Here is an 18,054-nt window from a genome sequence, read left to right as displayed (position 1 = left end):
CAGTGGTCACTTACATTCTGGCTGGCGCAGACACGCCCAGCACCGCCAATCCATTGTGCAATACCTGCGCTGTGGCCGCGACGAGCGCCAGCCGCGCCTGCTTGACGGCCTCGTCGTCCACCAGAATGCGTTCGGCGTCGTAATAGCTGTGGTAGGCGGCGGCCAGGTCGCGCAGGTAGAAGGTCACGTCGTGCGGCGCATTGCCGGCCGCGGCCGCGGTGAGCATCTCGGGATACTTGGCGAGCAGCAGCATCAGCGCCTGGGCCTGCGGGCCTTCCAGCGGCGACAGGTCCACATCGCGCAGCGCGGCCACGTCGTAGTCCTCGCGCCAGCCACGCAGCACCGAGCAGATGCGCGCGTGGGCGTACTGCACGTAATACACGGGGTTGTCGTTGTTCTGCGCCACGGCCAGGTCGACGTCGAAGGTGTATTCGGTGTCGGGCTTGCGCGACAGCAGGAAGAAACGCACCGCGTCCTTGCTGGTCCACTCGATCAGGTCGCGCAGCGTCACGTAGCTGCCGGCGCGCTTGCTGATCTTGACCTCCTCGCCATTGCGCACCACGCGCACCATGGTATGCAGCACGTAATCGGGGTAGCCCTGGGGGATGCCCACGTCCGCCGCCTGCAGGCCGGCGCGCACGCGCGCGATAGTGCCGTGGTGGTCCGTGCCCTGGATGTTCACCACCTTGGTGAAGCCGCGCTGGAACTTCTGGATGTGGTAGGCCACGTCAGGCACGAAGTAGGTGTACGTGCCGTCCTGCTTGCGCATGACGCGGTCCTTGTCGTCCCCGTAGTCGGTGGACTTGAGCCACAGCGCGCCGTCCTGCTCGTAGGTCTTGCCGTTGGCGACGAGGCGCTGCACGGTGGCGTCCACATGGCCGTTGGCGTAGAGGCTGGACTCCAGGTAGTACTGGTCGAATTGGAGGTTGAAGGCCTGCAGATCCTTGTCCTGCTCATTGCGCAGGTAGGCCACGGCGAACTGGCGGATGTTCTCGTAATCCTCGACATCGCCATTCGCCGTGAACGCGCGGTCATCGGCCTGGACGGTGGCCTTGGCGAGGAAGGCGTCGGCGATGTCCTGGATGTAGTCGCCGTTGTAGAAATTCTTGGCCAGCGGGTTGTCCGCGTCGGTGGGCCAGCAGTCATCCCCCGGTTTGAAGCCCTTGGCGCGCAGTTGCGTGCTCTTGGTGAGGGTGTCGATCTGCACGCCCGCGTCGTTGTAATAGAACTCGCGGTGCACGCTCCAGCCCTGGGTGGCGTACAGATGGCTGATGGCGTCGCCGATGGCGGCCTGGCGGCCGTGACCGACGTGCAGCGGGCCGGTGGGGTTGGCGGAGACGAACTCCACCAGGACTTTCTCGCCGCGCGCCGGCTGGTAACCATATTGCGCGCCTTGCGCCAGCACCTCGTGCACCACCTGCTGCTTGGCGGCGGGCTTGAGGCGGATGTTCAGAAAACCGGGGCCGGCGATCTCGATGGCCTGCACCCATTTTTGGAACGCGGGCGTGGCCTCCAGCGCGGCCTGTAGCTGTTCGCCCAGTGCGCGGGGATTTTGCTTGAGGGGCTTGGCCAGCTGCATGGCGGCCGTGCACGCGAGGTCGCCATGAGCAGCGACCTTGGGAGATTCGAAGGCCGCGCGGCTGCCTGCGCCGGGCGACACCTTTTCCAGCTCGTCGGCCAGCGCCGCGAGCAATTCCTGTTTGACGGAGAGCATGGGGGCGGATTCTACGGGCCGACCCGTCATCCATTCGTGACCGCCCGGCGTTATGCTGGGTGGCCCGTGGGGCACTGCGTTGCCGGCGGGCGCATTCACCTTTTCCTTTTTTGCAGGAGCATTACATGAAGAAACTGCTTCCCCTGTTGGCCGCTGCCGGCTTTGCCCTTTCGTTCGCCGCACACGCTGCGGACGCCCCCGCGGCCGGCGCCTCCGCCCCCGCCAAGGCGCCCACGGCGCAGCAGACGCGCATGAAGACCTGCAATGCCGACGCCGGCGCCAAGAACCTCAAGGGCGACGAACGCAAAGCTTTCATGAAGGAGTGCCTGAGCGGCAACAAGGCGTCCACCCAGCAGGACAAGATGAAGAGCTGCAACGCGGACGCCGGTGCGAAGAACCTCAAGGGCGACGCCCGCAAGGCCTTCATGAAAGAGTGCCTGAGCGGCGCGGCCAGCTAAAGGACCGACGCACCGCACGGGCCCGCCCATCGGGCCTGCACGAGCAAACCCCGCGCGCCTGCCGCCCGCGGGGTTTCTTTTTTTGCCCTTCCCTCGGCGCTCAGCGCGTGCCCACGCCGCGTGCCAGGAAGACGGCCAACAGCGGAATCAGCGCCAGCAGATGGGCCTCGATCATCACCAGACGGCGCGTGCTGCGCACCTGGTCATCCGAGGGCAGCGCGCCGCCGGCGCGCACCGCGCGGCGCCAGCGCAGGAAACGCATGGTCGGGACGATGGACATCAGCCCGATCGCCACGAACAACGTGACCTTGGCATGCAGCAGCGGCTGCGACCAGTACCACGCCCCGCCCTTCATGCCCCACCAGGTGCGCGCCAGCCCGGTGACCAGCACCAGCAGCGCCGAGATACCGTACAGCATGTCCACCCGCGCCAGCCGCTCGACTGCGGCCGCGTTCATCCACTCCTTGCGGCACAGCGCGGTTTCGCTGGCGAGGAAGGTAGCGGCCATGAGGAAGGCCAAGATGTGGGCATAGGCGAGCAGGGCTTCGGTGGTCACGGGTTTCCTTTCAGCAGGTTGCGCGCGCGGCGCGCACAGGTCAGGGGCGGCGCGCGGAGAACTCCCGCGCCACCCAATCGTCGATCAGCGTCTTTTCGTGGCGCAGCTTGTCGCCAGGATAGCGGTCCCCGCGCATCTGGAATGCCAAGCCCGGCAGCGTGCGACTGCCTTCGGCCAAGGTACGGCCGTCAGGCGAGAGGCGCTTGAACTCCAGCGCGATGCGCGGCGGATGCACGTCGCGCACCACGCGCACCGCCTGGGCGGTGGCCCCCGCCGCGGGCTCGAATGCACCGGCGCGGCGCACGTCGGTGATGTGCACCTCCGCGCGCTCGCCCTCCGGCAAGGCTGCGGCCACGCGCTCGGCCAGGTGCTCGCACAGCGCATCCATCCAGGCACGCCGGGCCGCGGCGGGCTCGTGCGGGGTTTGCTCGCGCGCCTCGGCAAAGCCGGCCGGATCCGCGTAGGTGACACTGACCATGCCGGCCGGCACCCCGTGCGCGCGCGGCGTGGTTTCCGCGTGCCAGGCGGGCAAGGCGCAGCCGGCGACCAGGGCCAGCGCCATGACGGCCAGCATCCAGCGAGCGGCGGGCAACGCGGGGAGAACAGAAAGAATGGGAATGCGCATGAAAGCTCCTGTACGGTGGGCCCCGACATGATGGCGGCCCGGCGGGAGGAATGCCGCGGCATTGTGCCCCGCGTTCATGTCAGACAGAGGCGGGCCGTGCCCAGAATTCGGGCTGCGCGTAATGGTGCTTCAGGTACTCGATCCACAGCCGCACGCGCAGCGGCAGGTGCTTGCGCTGGGGAAAGACGACATAGATGCCGTTGGGCGGCGCGGCGAACTCCTCCAGCACCGCCACCAGGCGGCCGGCCGCGATCTCGGACTCCACCTCCCAGGTGCTGCGCCAGGCGATGCCCCAGCCGCCCAGGCACCAGTCGTGCAGTACCTGGCCGTCGGAGCAATCGAGGGGCCCGCCCGGCTTGAAGTGCACGACCTCGGTGGCACCACCACCGCCGGCCACCGGCACGCGAAACGCCCAGCCGCGCGTTTGCGAGGCATCGCTGGAGAGGGTCAGGCAGTCGTGCTGGGCCAACTCGCCCGGGTGAGTGGGTGTGCCGCGCCGCTGCAGGTACTGGGGCGTGGCCACGCACAGGCGACGGTTGTCCGCCATGCGCACGCTGACCAGGGACGAGTCGGGCAGGTCGCCCACGCGCACGGCGCAGTCGTAGCCCTCGCCCGCCAGGTCCACCACGCGGTCGCTCAGGTTCAGCGAGAGGGTCACCTCGGGGTGCAGGTCATGAAAGCGCGGCACCAGGGGCGCCACATGGCGCCGGCCAAAGCCGGCGGGTGCAGTGACGCGCAGATGCCCCGTGGCCTTCACGCCGCCGGCGGATACGCTGGCCTCGGCGTTGGCCACATCGGACAGCAGGCGCTGGCAGTCCTCCAGAAAGGCGCTGCCCTCGTGCGTGAGCGAGATGCGCCGCGTGGTGCGCACCAGCAGCTTCACGCCCAGGTGCTCCTCCAGCGCGTCCAGGCGCCGCCCCATGATGGCCGGGGCCACGCCCTCGGCCTTGGCGGCGGCGGTGAGACTGCCCCGCGTGGCCACCGACACGAATGACTCGAACGCTTTGAGTTTGTCCATGAATACAAGCCAAATCAGGCTTCAAGCCTTATACAGCAAGCGCAAGCAGCTATCAATTTCATGAAAGCATGCACCGCACTCCCCATGCGGAGTGTGCCAACCTTTGCAAAAAAGTCATTGGTTAAGAGATATGTGCGCGATTTATTAATGGAAATATTTCCAATACAGTGGCATGCAAGGCTCCGCCATGGGCCACGGCTTTTCAATTACCGCTAGGGGGTTTCTCATGACCGCACGTACCCACGTCCACGGCCTGCAGGTGGCCAACGAACTGCACGCCTTCATCAACGAGCAGGTGCTGCCGGGCACCGGCGTCGAGCCGGCCGCCTTCTGGAAGGGCTTCGATGCCCTCGTGGCCGACCTGGCGCCCAAGAACGCGGCCCTGCTGGCCGAACGCGACCGCCTGCAAAAGGAACTGGACACCTGGCACAAGGCCAACCCGGGCCCCATCCAGGACATGGCAGGCTACCGCGCCTTCCTGAGCCAGATCGGCTACCTGGTCGAGCCCCCCAAGGGCGCGCAGGCCACCACCACTAACGTGGATGCCGAGCTGGCCATCCAGGCCGGCCCGCAGCTGGTGGTGCCCATCCTGAACGCACGCTACGCCCTGAACGCCGCCAACGCGCGCTGGGGCTCGCTGTATGACGCGCTGTACGGCACCGACGTGATCGGCGAAGAAGGCGGCGCAGAAAAGGGCAAGGGCTACAACCCCGTGCGCGGCGCCAAGGTCATTGCATTCGCACGCGACTTTCTGGACCAGGCGGCCCCGCTGGCCAGCGGCTCGCACAAGGACGCCACGGCCTACAAGGTCGAGGGCGGCACGCTGGCCGTCACGCTCCAGGGCGGTGCCACCACCGGCCTGAAGAACGCGGCCCAGTTCGTGGGCTACCAGGGCAATGCGGCCGAGCCATCGTCCGTGCTGCTGGTGAACAACGGCCTGCACATCGACATCCGCGTGGACCGCAACACCCCCATCGGCAAGGGCGACGCCGCTGGCGTGGCCGACGTGGTGGTGGAAGCTGCGCTGTCCACCATCCTGGACCTGGAAGACTCGGTGGCCGCCGTGGACGCCGAGGACAAGGTGCTGGGCTACAGCAACTGGCTGGGCATCCTCAAGGGCACGCTGACCGACACCTTCGACAAGGGCGGCAAGCAGGTCACGCGCGGCCTGAACCCCGACCGCGAATACACCGGCGCCGACGGCAAGCCCGTGAAGCTGCACGGCCGCTCGCTGATGTTCGTGCGCAACGTGGGGCATCTGATGACCAACCCCGCCATCCTGTGGGGCGGCGAGGGCAAGGAGATCCCCGAGGGCATCCTGGACGCCATGGTCACCACGGCCATCGCCATCCACGACCTCAAGGGCGGAGCGGGCGGCATCCGCAACAGCCGCACCGGCAGCGTCTACATCGTCAAGCCCAAGATGCACGGCCCGGCCGAAGTGGCGTTTGCCAACGAATTGTTCGGCCGCGTGGAGCAGGTGCTGGGCCTGCCCGCCAACACCGTGAAGCTGGGCATCATGGACGAAGAGCGCCGCACCAGCGTGAACCTGAAGGCCTGCATTGCTGCCGCTCCGGCGCGCGTGGCCTTCATCAACACCGGCTTCCTGGACCGCACCGGCGACGAGATGCACACCGCTATGCAGGCCGGCCCCATGATCCGCAAGGGCGACATGAAGAGCAGCGCCTGGATCCAGGCCTACGAGCGCAACAACGTGCTGGTGGGCCTGTCCATGGGCCTGTCCGGCCGCGCGCAGATCGGCAAGGGCATGTGGGCCGCACCCGACCTGATGAAGGCCATGCTGGAGCAGAAGATCGCCCATCCCAAGGCCGGCGCCAACACTGCCTGGGTGCCCAACCCCACGGGCGCCACGCTGCACGCGCTGCACTACCACCAGGTCAACGTGGCCGCCGTGCAAGCCGAGCTGCTGAAGGTGGACGCCGAGGCCGAGCGCGACAACCTGCTGACCGGCCTGCTCACCGTGCCCGTGAGCAGCAACCCGAACTGGTCCGACGTGGAGAAGCAGCAGGAGCTGGACAACAACATCCAGGGCATCCTGGGCTACGTGGTGCGCTGGATCGACCAGGGCGTGGGCTGCTCCAAGGTGCCGGACATCAACGACATCGGCTTGATGGAAGACCGCGCCACGCTGCGCATCTCCAGCCAGCACGTGGCCAACTGGCTGCTGCACGGCGTGGTGACCGAAGGCCAGGTGCGCGCCACGTTTGAGCGCATGGCCGCCAAGGTGGACCAGCAAAACAGCGGCGACCCGCTGTACCAGCGCATGCACGGCCGCTTTGCCGAGTCCATGGCCTACCAGGCCGCCTGCGACCTGGTGTTCAAGGGCGTAGAGCAGCCCAGCGGCTACACCGAGCCGCTGCTGCACGCCTGGCGCCAGAAGGTGAAGGCCGCGCAGAAGAAGGCTTGATTGCTATTCAAATAATAGCTGCTAGCGCTTGATGGACGGGCGCCAGGGGCCATTTTGACCACAACGGCACCCGCGGGTGCCGTTGTGCTTTCGTACACTCTCCCCCATGCCCACCGCCGCTCCCACCACCACGCACTGCCCGCTGTGCGGCCAATCCAACGGTTGCGCCGTGGCCGCCGGGTTGCCGGCGCAGCAATGCTGGTGCATGCACGAGAGCGTTTCGCGCGACGCGCTGGCGCGCCTGCCCGCCGAGGCGCGCGGCCGCGCGTGCATCTGCCCGCTGTGTGCCCGCGAACAGCCCGCTGCGCCGCAGGCCCCGGCACCCGTCGTTCCCAACCCCTGAACCCCAACCGGAATCCCAACACCATGCCCACGTACCACATCGAGATGATGGAAGGCCGCACCGTCGAGCAAAAGCGCAAGCTGGTCGAGGAGATCACGCGCGTGTCCGTCGAAATCCTGGGAGGCTCCCCCGAGTCGGTGGACATCCTGATCACGGACGTGAAGCGCGAGAACTGGGCCACGGGCGGCAAGCTCTGGCTGGACCGGCAGTAAGCCGCCCTCCAACGCACCACAGGCCGATCGCCCATGTGCCAGCTCCTTGGCATGAATGCCAACACGCCCACCGACGTGACCTTCAGCTTCACGGGGTTTGCGCAACGCGCCGGCAACACGGCCGACCACACGGACGGCTGGGGCATCGCCTTCTTCGAGGGGCGCGGGCTGCGCCACTTCGTGGACCATGAGCGTGCCACCGATTCACCCGTGGCGGAGCTGATCCGCCGCTACCCCATCAAGAGCCGCAACGTCATCGCCCACATCCGCAAGGCGACCCAGGGCGTGGTGAGCCTGGAAAACTGCCACCCCTTCGTGCGCGAGCTGTGGGGGCGCTACTGGGTGTTTGCGCACAACGGCGACCTCAAGGACTTCCGTCCGCGCCTGCACGCGCACTTCCACCCGGTCGGCACCACCGACAGCGAGCATGTGTTCTGCTGGCTGATGCAAGAGCTGAGCAAGTCCCACGCCGGCATGCCGAGCATCGAGGAGCTGACGCTGACGCTGCGCGAGTTGGCGGCGCGCATTGCGCCCCACGGCACCTTCAACTTCCTGCTGTCCAACGGGCAGGCGCTGTGGGCGCACGCGTCCACCCACCTGTACTACATCGAACGCCGCCACCCGTTCTCCCAAGCCCAGCTGTGCGATGAAGACCTGCGCGTGGACTTCTCCGCGCACACCACGCCCCACGACAAGGTGGCCGTGGTCGTCACGGCGCCGCTGACCTCCAACGAGCAATGGACCGCCTTCCAGTCGGGGGAGATGCGGGTGTTCGTGGACGGCCAGTGCCAGGCCGCCTGAGCGGCCCGGCCGGCGCAGCCGCCTTGCAGTGGCGGTAGGAGACGGCTGACCCGCCCCTCCTGCACGGGCCGACAGCCCCTTCGCAGGGCCGTTCCGATACTGGCCCTTTTTTCTAGGGGGACAGCCATGCCAAAGATCTGCACCGCCAGGCTGGTGACCGCAGCCTGCGGACTGGTGCTCGCCGCAGCGGCCCATGCCGATGCCAGCACGAAAGACCGCGAATTCCTGACGCAGGCCGCCGCCGGCGGGCTCTACGAGGTCCAAGCCGGCAAGCTTGCACAGAACCGCGCTACGGCTAACGAAGTGAAATCGTTTGGCGCCATGCTGGTGAAGGACCACACTGCCGCCAACGACGAACTCCGGGCCTTGGCAGCGCGCAAGGGCGTCGCGCTGCCCACCACCCTCCCTGGCGACAAACAAAAGCAACTGGACCAGATCGCCAAGGCCCAGAACTTCGACCAGGAATTCCTCTCGCAGGTGGGCCTTAACGACCACCGCCACGATATCGCGCTGTTCGAGGCGGCCGGCAAAGACGCAGACGATCCGGAGATCCAGACCTTCGCCCTCAAGGCGCTGCCGAAACTCAAGGCACACAAGGACCACGCCGAAGACTTGGCGGTTTCGATCAAGCGATGAAGGCCCGGCCCATGGGTGGCCGCATCGCCACCCACGGGAGGGAGGCGATGACTGACTCCGACGGCCGGTGGCCCGCCCAACCTGGCCCGGCCTCACCGTACGCGGGCAGCAGCACGCGCGGGTAGCAGCGCGCTAGGGCGTCAACACCACCTTGCGGCACTCCTCTTCCTTCTTCTCGAAGATTTCATAGCCGCGCGCGGCATCGGCAAGCTTCATGCGGTGGGAAATGATGACCTCCGGCCGCATGCGGCCGTTGGCGATGTGTTCCAGCAACTGGGGCATGTACTTTTGCGCATGCGTCTGCCCCATGCGGAAGGTCAGCCCCTTCTCGAAGGCGTCACCGAAGAGGAAGCCGTGGATGAAGCCAGCATAGACCCCCGGCACGCTGAGGACTCCGCCGCGGCGTGTCGCGGCGATGCACTGGCGCAGCGCCTTGCCGCTGGAACCTTCCAGCCGCACGGCGGTGAGCGCCGTCTCCAGCGCGCTGCCCTTGGCCTCGAAACCCACGGCGTCGATCGTGGCGTCCACGCCGTGCCCACCCGTGGCCGAAAGAATGGTTTCGGCCGGGTCCTCGTCCTGGTCGAAGTTGATGGGTACCACGCCGTACGTGGCCTGGGCAAACTGCAACCGGTACTCGTTGTGGTCCACCATGAAGATCTGCTCCGCGCCCAGGAAGCGCGCCGCCAGGGCGCTCATCAGCCCCACCGGTCCCGCGCCGAAGATCGCCACAGAAGAGCCTGCCCCGATCTGCGCATTGACCGCCGCCTGGTAGCCGGTGGGAAGGATGTCGGACAGGAAAAGCACCTGCTCGTCGCTCAGCACCTGGGGCACCTTCAGCGGCCCGACGTTGCCGTGCGGCACCCGCACGTACTCGGCCTGCCCGCCGGGGTAACCGCCGTAGAGGTGGCTGTAGCCGAACAGCCCTGCACCCGCGGTGGCGTTCTTTTTGTTGAGGATGGCGCCGCGTCCCGGATTGGTGTTCTCGCAGGCCGCGAACAGTGTTTTGTCGCAATAGAAGCAGGACCCGCAGGCGATGACGAACGGCACCACCACGCGATCACCAGGGCGCAGCGCCGTCACTGCAGGGCCCACCTCTTCCACGATACCCATGAATTCATGGCCGAGGATGTCGCCATCCTTCATGCCAGGGATCTTTCCGCGGTAGATGTGCAGATCCGAGCCGCAGATGGCCGTGGCGGTGACGCGCAGCAGCACATCGTCCTGCGCGAGCAGCACGGGGTCGGGCACGTTTTCCACGCGCACGTCCTTGGCGCCTTGGTAGGTGAGAGCTTTCATGCGATCACTCCGTCAACGGCCGGGGACAGCGAGCGCACGGCGCGCCGGGCTGTGTGGCGGGTTCAGATTTCCATGCCTTCGGGTTCGCCGGCTTCGATCAATGCGCTGTTCAACAGCGTGACGTCCGTTGCCAACGCGTTGCGGCGACCATCGCCGCCGATGCGGAAATGGGCCATGGGACTATTGACGAACTGGAGCGCCGAGCCGAAGCAGGGAGAAGGCAGGATCAGCGTTCCCACCGCCGCGTTGTCGACCAACTGGAACGTCGGCAGCATGACGCGGTTGGACTCGGAAAACCCGATCTTCAGAAACGTGCGGAAGGACCCGGCGCGCATCCCCGTCAGCTCGATGAAGCCGGTGGCCATGGGCACGGTGAAGCCTTCCGCACTGAAGGTGTCGATGCCGGAAAGCAAGGCCGCCCGCACATGCTTGACCTTCGTGACGACGTAACTGTCCCAATCCGGTTGAAAGGTCTGGGCTTTTTGCAGATTCGTTCCCCAGGGATGGGGAGTTGATGTGGTCATGGGTAGTCCTATGGGTGCGGACCAGATGCGGTATCCACCAGAGTTCGATCATGTTTGAAACGTCTCATCCTGCGGACATGCCCTCGTACGGGATGTAGGAGCACGCTTATATGGCTGACAGCTTGGGGCTCAAGCGCGCGTGCCGATCCGCGCGGGGCACCGGCTGGATCGAAGGCCCTGCCTACTGCGGGCCTCCGATCCCGTGCCAGACTCAACGGTCGTTCTTGTGGCTCTGGCTGCCGGCGCGCGCCTGCTGCTCGCTCCTGCCGCCCCGGGTATTGCCCGAGCCGGAAGAGGCGTTGTTGCCCCCACCGCCATGGCTCTTGGCTCCCGCGGCGCGGGCTTCCTGCGATGTGAACTCGTGGGCGTTGCCCGAAGCGTGCGCTGCACGCCCCCCCTCTGCGGCGATCTCGCGCTGGCGGTCGGGGTCCATTGAGGCAAATCCGCGCCCCGAGCCCGACTGCCCTTGGTTGTTGTCCCGGCTCCCCTGGCTCTGATTGCGGTTGCCTTGGTTCTGGTTGCCCTGATTGGTGTTTGCCATTTCCATCTCCGGTAAGTTGAACAAGTCACACGGAAACTGCCGTGTGAAGTTCACTGTCGGGGGACTGCAAAGGGCCAACCGTAGGCTAGGGACTACCCGTCCGTAGGCGCGGCTTGACGAATGGACGGTGGGAACAAAAAAGCCCTTGGGAACAAGGGCTGGGGAATGTGGCGCGGCTGGCGGGGATCGAACCCACGACCCTTGGCTTCGGAGAGCACTCATTAAGTCGTCTTTGAATGACACAAAGTGGGCTTGGGACCAATTGTCCCGGGAGCAAGACCTGTAAGTCATTGATTTCATTAAAATTAGGCCCAAAGATCGCACTCACCAGACCAATGGTCATGCGCAGATTAACGCCGAAACATGTAAGTTTCACGCGTCCAATCGGGCCGCAGCCGTCGGACCGGGTATGGGTCAGTAGCGACCATTGGTCTGGCCCACCACACACCATCTTTCCAGTCTCCTTCTCGTGCACGCATTCATTTATGCCGTCGAGACATTTCTTGTCGCTCGCTGTTTATCAGCGAAGACCTCCACCGCCCTTTCAAAACGTCTGATACCATGTCATTAGCCGCATGGGCCTTTGGTCCCATGCGAGCCAGGCGGCTACCCAGGACTTGCATTTTTCCGGGGGTTCGCGCTCCGCTGCTGGCTTTAATGGTTTTGCGGGAGTCTCAACTCCTGCATTGAATAGTGCGCCTCCTTGTGCGCTTTGAGCCGTCTTATCTTGCTGCATTGCAGGGTGAGAACATAGGATAGGTGCGCCCTGTCCCCAATCGCCGTTAAGCTTTGGCTACGCTGATCGCGTGATGCCAACCAGCATAGCCGTGGCTTGACTTGGCGTTTTCATCTGAGCAGCTATTTCGCTCTCAATTCGAGAGCAATCGTCCTGCTACGCCCAGAGCAGACCACATCCGCATTTCGCTTAGCGAGCTGCGCGACTGGCGCTCGCGCCATCCTTCGTTCCTGACGCATTTCGGGAACTGCGAGTCGACGTCCCATCGTTGATTCGCTTCATCCCCCCCACCCACCCAATGTCACCGGAACCAGGAGGCCGCCCTTGTTGTCGCCCGAAGTGTCGTCGCTGTCGAATATTCCATCCAGTTTTCTGGAGGGAAACGCACGTCCATCCACCCCATTCTTAGCTCGCCTGTTGTGCATACAAGATCAGGGACAGCATCAGCAACGCCGCGCACTTGTGACGCTCTCGCAAGGCGTACAACAGCTGCTCAGGGAGAACCCCAATGCTGGCGGTCTGGTGGAGTTCGCGAAGCAAATCCAAAGAACGCAGGACTGGGTTGAAGCCGCGACACAGTCAGCATGTGCAGCCAACCTCACCGAGAGGGGCCGGGCAGCCCTCACGCAGCCGGCCAACGATCTGCATCCCGCCGCACGCCAGGTACTTCTTTCTTGGTGGGCGCTGATCGTCTATCACAGCTGGAGCCGCAATCTGGCAATCCCGGAGGATTTGAGCGCAGGGTGGCGCAAGCTGGCGGATGCAAGCTTGCGGGGGTGGCGTCAGCTGGCGCGCCAGCCAATCGAACAATTGAGAGGGATTGCGGGCGCCACACCCATCGCCACTACTACCGACGTGACCGCAATTTTTCTCGACAAACTGCGGCACATCTGGACCACGATTTCGTTTGAGAGCCCCCCTCAACAACTGGACGCGACGCAACCCACCCCACGCCATCATCCGCCAGCCGATACTCCGCCCGCAACTGCCCCGAAGGCCTCCTGCCCGACCGGTGCGCCAAATGCTACCGAGCAACCCACACTCCAAGAAACCGTCAGTGGGTTGTCTCCAGAGGAAATCGACGGCCACTTCATCGGCTGGCAGATCAGGCAGGCCGCGCACTTGCCAGGCCTCGACGGGTATGGGTTGCCGCTGCGCTGGGATGCGCTGCACCCCAATGAATTGAAGCACTGCACCGTGCATCTGACCCGCCTTTTGCGCGGGGGCGACGTGTCAGCTCGCCTGACCGCCGGCACATGCCTGCTCATGTTGCTGGCGGGCCTGCCCCTGCGTCTGCTAGCCCAGCTCCGATTTCATGAACACGGTGACACCTGGATCGACCTGGATGGGGGATTCCTGCTGCGCAACATCGGCGCGATCACGTCGCGCATGGATGAGACATCCGACGCCAAGAAGGCGGACTGGCGCCGAATTGGCCTGCCCGCAGAGGTCGCTCAAATCATTGCGCAGTCTGTTTCAGCGGATGAACGGCTCATGCCATTCGGCACCTACCTCGAACGGCATGGCATCAATGAGAGCGACGTTTTCACGCTGCTCAACGAGGGCGACACGACATCACACGGCCCCAAATTGTCTCGATTTTCGCGGTCTCTCGGATTATTCCTGATCGATATGGGCGTGAACGCGACTATCGCGGCCCAGATCAGCGGCGATTGGGGACTCTGCCCGATGGCGGACCACTTTTACCTGGCCATCTCAGAGCACCAAATACTTCACAACATCAGTCTGGCCTGCCGCGCGCTCGGTTTGACACCGCCAGCGATTACAGAACTGCCACGATCCCAAGTGGGCTCGCCGCAGTATCGATCTACCGCCCAACTGGCCGCAGTGTTTACAAGGATCGGATCAGCGCTGCAGTCTCTGCGCATCAAGCTGCCGCAACGCAGCCGCATCGCCGACACCATCGAATATCAAAACCAGTACCAGCTGGCGTGTGCCCTCCTGTTTGTGGTCACGACGGGACACCGCGGCTCCCGCCTGCAGGCGGCCACTTGGAGCGACGTTGACCTCGATACCGGCTTGACGCTGGTCCGCGACAAGGAGTCGGATGAGTACAGCGCACGACGTCTGGTTCCGCTGCTGAGCGTGACGCGGCAGACGCTTCGCCACTTGAGGGTTCACCAGGGGGCGATGGTTGAGCGCCTTCAAAAAGCCGTCGACAACGGCGACATCTGCATCAATGCCGGCACACTGGACCCAGCGACAACCCCCCTCTTTTATCAGTATCGCCGCCATCGCCGCACCGGTCGCTACTACCTCGCCCCCATCGCCCATGAGGATTTGGCCGCTGCGCTGGAGCCGTTCGACATGCCGGTCAACGTCGGCCGGCACTTTGGTTTTTCAGAGCTGGTGCTGTGCGGTTGTCCATCCATTGCCATCAATGCATGGAGCGGACGGCACATTGCCGGGGCCGAGCCATTCGGCCTGCAGGGGACCCTGGCACCGACCGAGGTGTGCGACCACCTCCTCGGCACGCTAGAGCAGGTGTTTGACCCACTGGGTCTGACGCCCCTGGTAGGCCTTGGGCCAGTGCGTGAACGGGACCTCAATCAGCCGCCCGCGGCGGCCATCTACAACCCGAAACGCCCCACGAATGACTACCTGGCGGCCAAGCTGCGAGCCCAGGATTTGCTGATTGTGCCCAGCGTCCACACGCAGCGCTGTCCGTTTGAACAAGAAACGCTGGCCGCCGCTCGATATTTTTCGCGATTGCGCTCGGCTTTCTTGAGGGTTGATCTCACGGGCGTCGAACCTGGGGTCGCTCTGACGCTCTCGATGATCGTGTTCGACCTGATCGTGAGTTCGCGCGAGCTGGAGGCGTTGCGGGGCGCAGTGGTGGAGCAGCCGCTGCGCGTGAAGCAGGCTGTCTTTGCACAAAACTCGCACGACGGTGTCGTGACGGCGTTTCGGCCACTGTCACCGTTCACGCAAGGATGTCTGGCACGCCTGCGCGGGGATTCGACATCGGCGGCAAACTCAGGCAATCTGTCAGCTGACCTCGGCGCGCTGCTCAGGACGCTGGATCCTGACCTGGAGGTCGATCGGATTTCGGATCCCATCTCGTTGCTCACGACGCTGGCGATGCACTGGGCTCTCGTGCATACCGCACCCACGGAACAGTTTGCAGCGTTTGCCAGCACCCGGTCGATTTCGGCAGTGGATGTCGCCAGAGTCATCTACGAGCAGCCGGCCTCTCTGCTGTCACCCCCTGCAGCCGAGCCGGTACGGCGCCGCAATCGCACCATGAAGAATCTCGTGCGGTTTGTTCGGCATTTTGCAAACAAGCGGGTGCAATTGGGTGAGGCTGGACGGCGCAAGAAATCTCTCGCCAAAATCGTCGAGGCATTGCAGCGGTCCCTGCCGCCCACCAGCGACAACCTGCACCTCGCCTGTGATTGGGTTATCTCCGAGTGCGTATCGCCCACGTACAACTCGATCAAGCCCAGCACCCTGTACAAATACCTCACGATCTTGTCACCTGTGCTGGCTGCTCCGATCCCCGTCGACGAGTTCGAACCAGACGACTGGACGGATGCATGGAACACACTGAGCGACGGGCGCGCTGACGAAACACTGAGTGATGTCAGCGGCGCCCTGATGCACCTGACCTCGTTCCTGCGGCACCAGGGCATCGCGGTGCCCGCCAAACTGTTGCCTGATCGCCAGCGTGTGTCGTCTGTCGCGCTGCGCCAGCCGGTTGTCGTTTTTGACCACGAGATCCAGCGGGCGGCCGAATGGATTCAGCGCCAAACGGTTCCGTGGAGGGAGCTGGCTGTTGCGCAAATGCGCCTGCTGGCCGACATCGGCTGCCGGCCGATCGAGGCATCCAACCTGACACTGCGCGATGTGTCTGCTGATGGCGCGCTGGTGCACATCAACACCAGCGGCTTTGCGCACCTGAAGACAGCAGGGTCCAGGGGGTCGGTCACGATCCTGTCTCCGGATTTGCGGAGCAGCTTATCTGACATTGCACGCCTGCAATCTCGCACGCTGGGCAAGAGAGCCACCGCTCAACTCTTCGGATTCGAGGACACCGATATCGCCCGAGACATGGAGACGTTGATCGTCCGGGCACTGCGACACGCAACGGGAATTCCAACGTTCACCTTAAGGGATCTGCGAGCATCTGCTGTCACACACGGCGTGGCGCCTCTGCCCGAGATGTTGACAGCACTGACGACTGGAGAATGGCTCGAACCACCGGCATACACGGCGAATCAACTGCACGAGAAGAGCCGAGCAATGGCCCTGGCGGTGCGCCGCGCCAGGCACTCCACCACATTTGCGACGACACAGCAGTACTACGACGCTGGAGCCGCCGTTCGACTCTCGCTGCGCTTGCAGCAGACCGAGGCCCGTCTGGATATCAGTTCGAGGTTCATGGCGTTCGTGACAGGGAGGACTGCGCAGGCCATCGACGTGGCACGTCATCGCGAGCATGCGCCAGTCACTGATCACTGCGCTAGCTGGAATTTTTTGCGGTCCCAGCTCGCCCCGCTTCGTTCATCCATTGCAGAGCCTGAGCTGGCACCAAAGATGCTTGGGTTGAACGTCGAGTCCCCGCGCTCTCACGCGGCATCGCTGGCGTGGGCCACGCTGTGGCGCTGGTATGGACTCAGCACCCGCGAAACTCAAGTGCTCACCGGCGTGGGCAACGACGATGTTCGAGTCGCGCTCCGCGCGGTCGCGGCCGGGTTGGGGCGCCCAATTCATCCGGATCCTTATCGTCAGCGTAGCGATCGACGCCCCACTCTGCTTTCCTCGGATCGCGCTGTGCTTTGTTGGCAAAAACTCCAAGAACTCCGACAGAGCAAGGGCGGCGACTTGGCCTTGATCGTCAGCCGCTTCAACGATCGAGGGTTCGGCCAGTTTCCGTCTGCGGAGTCATCGCACCTGGCCGCGGAATTGCTGGCGCTGTGCTTGCCAGAAAGCTGGAAGGTGTTCGTCACGGCGCCCGCGAACATGGAATTGCAGCAGCGCAGCGCTCTGAGGTCCCACCTCGATGCAACGGGAATTGGCCTCGTTCTCCGCGCCTCTGCCTCCCCTCATCGGTGGGGTGTTCATGTCCAACCAGCAACTGCTGCCGTAGTGTCTCCCCGAACAGTGGGGGCGATCAGCCGATATGTGTTTCGCGCCGCAGCAATCGCCGCTTTTCTGCCAACTGAAAGGAGCAAATGATGAATCCGAAAATTGATTACATAAAAAAAGAGATCGCTGCCGGGCGATTTCAGATCGGGGCACTTATCAAAAGCGCCGGCCCAAGTGCCCTTTGGGTACCCGTCATTGAACTTCCCTCTCACGTTGATCGTCTTTCTCGTCGGGTCAGCTTGATCATGAGGGAACAACGCGTGGTTGATTACCTTCCCTGCGTGTCGACTGATCTGCAGCAACTGGCTGTTCTTTATGTCTTGCCTCAACAGCCGGATGTACTGTCAGGAGCTTCCGCCAAGACCAAGGGGGTTGACCTGCTCTCGGGGCTACGCAAACTGGCAGATCAGGAGTTGGCCGACGCAAGCAGTCGCGTTAGCGCCGTACTTAAGGCCTTCAAGGCAGGAAAAGGACCTAGTATCAATGAGATTTCCCAGGAAATAGAGCACGCACAAAATCCGGACATGGCTGAGCAGATGCTGCGTCAAGCGCGCTTGCCAGAGATGTCGGTGGAATTGGCAGAGGCAACACTTGCCGTCGGCGGATTCGCCGAGCATGTCCCGCAGGAGGTTCTGATTTCCAGTCAGACGATCGTCGAGTTCGTTCCGACCCGTGGGGTCGACGAGAAGGATGGGAAGGTGCGCGGCGAAGTACTTTCCTGGAAGGACGCGCCGGAGTTTATCTCTGCGACAGAAGAAGCCACGTTCTGCCTGGACACCTCTGACGACATGCGCGCAATCAAGGCACTCGAGATGGCTCAGCTCCATCATCGAACAGTCAAGTGCGAAGTCCAAGTCGAACGCAAGCTGGCGTCAGGCCGCTCGATGCTCACCATCACCTGCATTCTGAACATCAAGGAGTTGGCTCAGCCTTCTGAGGATTTTCAGCAGTTGCTATTTGGCGAGTAGGCTCATGATCAGGTCACAATGGTTGCCCGGACGCGAACTCTGCCAAAATCTGCAAGCCGCCGTCTTCTTGAAGTTCCCTCGAATTCCTG

At 64.1% G+C, this 18,054-nt stretch carries 15 protein-coding genes; 8 read left to right on the top strand and 7 right to left on the bottom strand.

What is annotated here, in order from left to right:
• Positions 1 to 10 precede the first annotated feature (10 nt).
• Positions 11 to 1,714: an arginine--tRNA ligase gene (argS, locus tag MRB47_RS02065; RefSeq protein WP_041835853.1), complete on the bottom strand. Its 1,704-nt coding sequence runs from the start codon at positions 1,712 to 1,714 to the stop codon at positions 11 to 13.
• 125 nt (positions 1,715 to 1,839) lie between these two features.
• Between argS and MRB47_RS02060 the strand changes: the two genes are divergently transcribed.
• The gene (locus tag MRB47_RS02060) at positions 1,840 to 2,172 is read left to right on the top strand and encodes a PsiF family protein (protein WP_012655402.1); all 333 of its coding nucleotides are present in this window, start codon (positions 1,840 to 1,842) and stop codon (positions 2,170 to 2,172) included.
• A gap of 100 nt (positions 2,173 to 2,272) precedes the next feature.
• Here the strand turns inward: MRB47_RS02060 and MRB47_RS02055 are convergent, their stop codons facing one another.
• From MRB47_RS02055 to MRB47_RS02045, 3 genes are all read right to left on the bottom strand, one after another.
• Complete coding sequence (locus MRB47_RS02055; RefSeq protein ID WP_252101773.1) at positions 2,273 to 2,728, bottom strand: DUF2214 family protein; 456 nt, start codon at positions 2,726 to 2,728, stop codon at positions 2,273 to 2,275.
• Between the two features lie 40 nt (positions 2,729 to 2,768).
• Positions 2,769 to 3,353: a DUF3016 domain-containing protein gene (locus MRB47_RS02050; RefSeq protein WP_088887810.1), complete on the bottom strand. Its 585-nt coding sequence runs from the start codon at positions 3,351 to 3,353 to the stop codon at positions 2,769 to 2,771.
• 79 nt (positions 3,354 to 3,432) lie between these two features.
• Positions 3,433 to 4,371 (bottom strand): LysR family transcriptional regulator, encoded by a 939-nt coding sequence (locus tag MRB47_RS02045; RefSeq protein ID WP_011803802.1) that lies wholly within the window; start codon positions 4,369 to 4,371, stop codon positions 3,433 to 3,435.
• Positions 4,372 to 4,597: 226 nt separating this feature from the next.
• On the opposite strand from MRB47_RS02045, the gene MRB47_RS02040 reads away from it, so the two are divergent.
• The 5 genes from MRB47_RS02040 (at position 4,598) to MRB47_RS02020 (ending at position 8,791) form a co-directional block, all read left to right on the top strand.
• Positions 4,598 to 6,799 (top strand): malate synthase G, encoded by a 2,202-nt coding sequence (locus MRB47_RS02040; RefSeq protein WP_252101772.1) that lies wholly within the window; start codon positions 4,598 to 4,600, stop codon positions 6,797 to 6,799.
• Between the two features lie 106 nt (positions 6,800 to 6,905).
• The gene (locus MRB47_RS02035) at positions 6,906 to 7,142 is read left to right on the top strand and encodes a cysteine-rich CWC family protein (protein ID WP_252101771.1); all 237 of its coding nucleotides are present in this window, start codon (positions 6,906 to 6,908) and stop codon (positions 7,140 to 7,142) included.
• Between the two features lie 23 nt (positions 7,143 to 7,165).
• On the top strand, positions 7,166 to 7,354 hold the full coding sequence (locus MRB47_RS02030) for a 4-oxalocrotonate tautomerase (protein ID WP_011803799.1): 189 nt from the start codon (positions 7,166 to 7,168) through the stop codon (positions 7,352 to 7,354).
• A gap of 33 nt (positions 7,355 to 7,387) precedes the next feature.
• Positions 7,388 to 8,155: a class II glutamine amidotransferase gene (locus MRB47_RS02025; RefSeq protein ID WP_012655396.1), complete on the top strand. Its 768-nt coding sequence runs from the start codon at positions 7,388 to 7,390 to the stop codon at positions 8,153 to 8,155.
• A 126-nt stretch (positions 8,156 to 8,281) separates the two neighbouring features.
• Positions 8,282 to 8,791 (top strand): DUF4142 domain-containing protein, encoded by a 510-nt coding sequence (locus MRB47_RS02020; protein ID WP_252101770.1) that lies wholly within the window; start codon positions 8,282 to 8,284, stop codon positions 8,789 to 8,791.
• Between the two features lie 132 nt (positions 8,792 to 8,923).
• Here the strand turns inward: MRB47_RS02020 and MRB47_RS02015 are convergent, their stop codons facing one another.
• The 3 genes from MRB47_RS02015 to MRB47_RS02005 form a co-directional block, all read right to left on the bottom strand.
• Positions 8,924 to 10,087: a zinc-dependent alcohol dehydrogenase gene (locus MRB47_RS02015; protein ID WP_252101769.1), complete on the bottom strand. Its 1,164-nt coding sequence runs from the start codon at positions 10,085 to 10,087 to the stop codon at positions 8,924 to 8,926.
• A gap of 62 nt (positions 10,088 to 10,149) precedes the next feature.
• Entirely contained in the window at positions 10,150 to 10,611 is a 462-nt protein-coding gene (locus MRB47_RS02010) for a hypothetical protein (RefSeq protein WP_012655393.1), read from the bottom strand.
• A gap of 211 nt (positions 10,612 to 10,822) precedes the next feature.
• Positions 10,823 to 11,152, bottom strand: a complete 330-nt coding sequence (locus MRB47_RS02005) for a KGG domain-containing protein (protein ID WP_252101768.1) — start codon at positions 11,150 to 11,152, stop codon at positions 10,823 to 10,825.
• Between the two features lie 1,060 nt (positions 11,153 to 12,212).
• Between MRB47_RS02005 and MRB47_RS02000 the strand changes: the two genes are divergently transcribed.
• Positions 12,213 to 17,087 carry a hypothetical protein gene (locus MRB47_RS02000; RefSeq protein ID WP_252101767.1) on the top strand — a complete coding sequence of 1,625 codons (4,875 nt, stop codon included), beginning with the start codon at positions 12,213 to 12,215 and terminating at the stop codon, positions 17,085 to 17,087.
• Positions 17,087 to 17,965 (top strand): hypothetical protein, encoded by an 879-nt coding sequence (locus MRB47_RS01995; RefSeq protein WP_252101766.1) that lies wholly within the window; start codon positions 17,087 to 17,089, stop codon positions 17,963 to 17,965. Before MRB47_RS02000 ends, MRB47_RS01995 begins: the two co-directional genes overlap by 1 nt.
• Positions 17,966 to 18,054: the final 89 nt, after the last annotated feature.

The organism is Diaphorobacter sp. LI3 (assembly GCF_022807955.1).
Classification (GTDB): domain Bacteria; phylum Pseudomonadota; class Gammaproteobacteria; order Burkholderiales; family Burkholderiaceae_C; genus Diaphorobacter; species Diaphorobacter nitroreducens.
This window is presented reverse-complemented; position numbering and strand designations above follow the sequence as displayed.

What these genes read in the sequence shown, in the direction of transcription:
- argS (WP_041835853.1), bottom strand. Translation starts at nt 1,714, where the DNA reads ATGCTCTCCGTCAAACAGGAATTGCTCGCGGCGCTGGCCGACGAGCTG.
- MRB47_RS02060 (WP_012655402.1), top strand. Translation starts at nt 1,840, where the DNA reads ATGAAGAAACTGCTTCCCCTGTTGGCCGCTGCCGGCTTTGCCCTTTCG.
- MRB47_RS02050 (WP_088887810.1), bottom strand. Translation starts at nt 3,353, where the DNA reads ATGCGCATTCCCATTCTTTCTGTTCTCCCCGCGTTGCCCGCCGCTCGC.
- MRB47_RS02045 (WP_011803802.1), bottom strand. Translation starts at nt 4,371, where the DNA reads ATGGACAAACTCAAAGCGTTCGAGTCATTCGTGTCGGTGGCCACGCGG.
- MRB47_RS02040 (WP_252101772.1), top strand. Translation starts at nt 4,598, where the DNA reads ATGACCGCACGTACCCACGTCCACGGCCTGCAGGTGGCCAACGAACTG.
- MRB47_RS02035 (WP_252101771.1), top strand. Translation starts at nt 6,906, where the DNA reads ATGCCCACCGCCGCTCCCACCACCACGCACTGCCCGCTGTGCGGCCAA.
- MRB47_RS02030 (WP_011803799.1), top strand. Translation starts at nt 7,166, where the DNA reads ATGCCCACGTACCACATCGAGATGATGGAAGGCCGCACCGTCGAGCAA.
- MRB47_RS02025 (WP_012655396.1), top strand. Translation starts at nt 7,388, where the DNA reads ATGTGCCAGCTCCTTGGCATGAATGCCAACACGCCCACCGACGTGACC.
- MRB47_RS02020 (WP_252101770.1), top strand. Translation starts at nt 8,282, where the DNA reads ATGCCAAAGATCTGCACCGCCAGGCTGGTGACCGCAGCCTGCGGACTG.
- MRB47_RS02015 (WP_252101769.1), bottom strand. Translation starts at nt 10,087, where the DNA reads ATGAAAGCTCTCACCTACCAAGGCGCCAAGGACGTGCGCGTGGAAAAC.
- MRB47_RS02010 (WP_012655393.1), bottom strand. Translation starts at nt 10,611, where the DNA reads ATGACCACATCAACTCCCCATCCCTGGGGAACGAATCTGCAAAAAGCC.
- MRB47_RS02005 (WP_252101768.1), bottom strand. Translation starts at nt 11,152, where the DNA reads ATGGCAAACACCAATCAGGGCAACCAGAACCAAGGCAACCGCAATCAG.
- MRB47_RS01995 (WP_252101766.1), top strand. Translation starts at nt 17,087, where the DNA reads ATGAATCCGAAAATTGATTACATAAAAAAAGAGATCGCTGCCGGGCGA.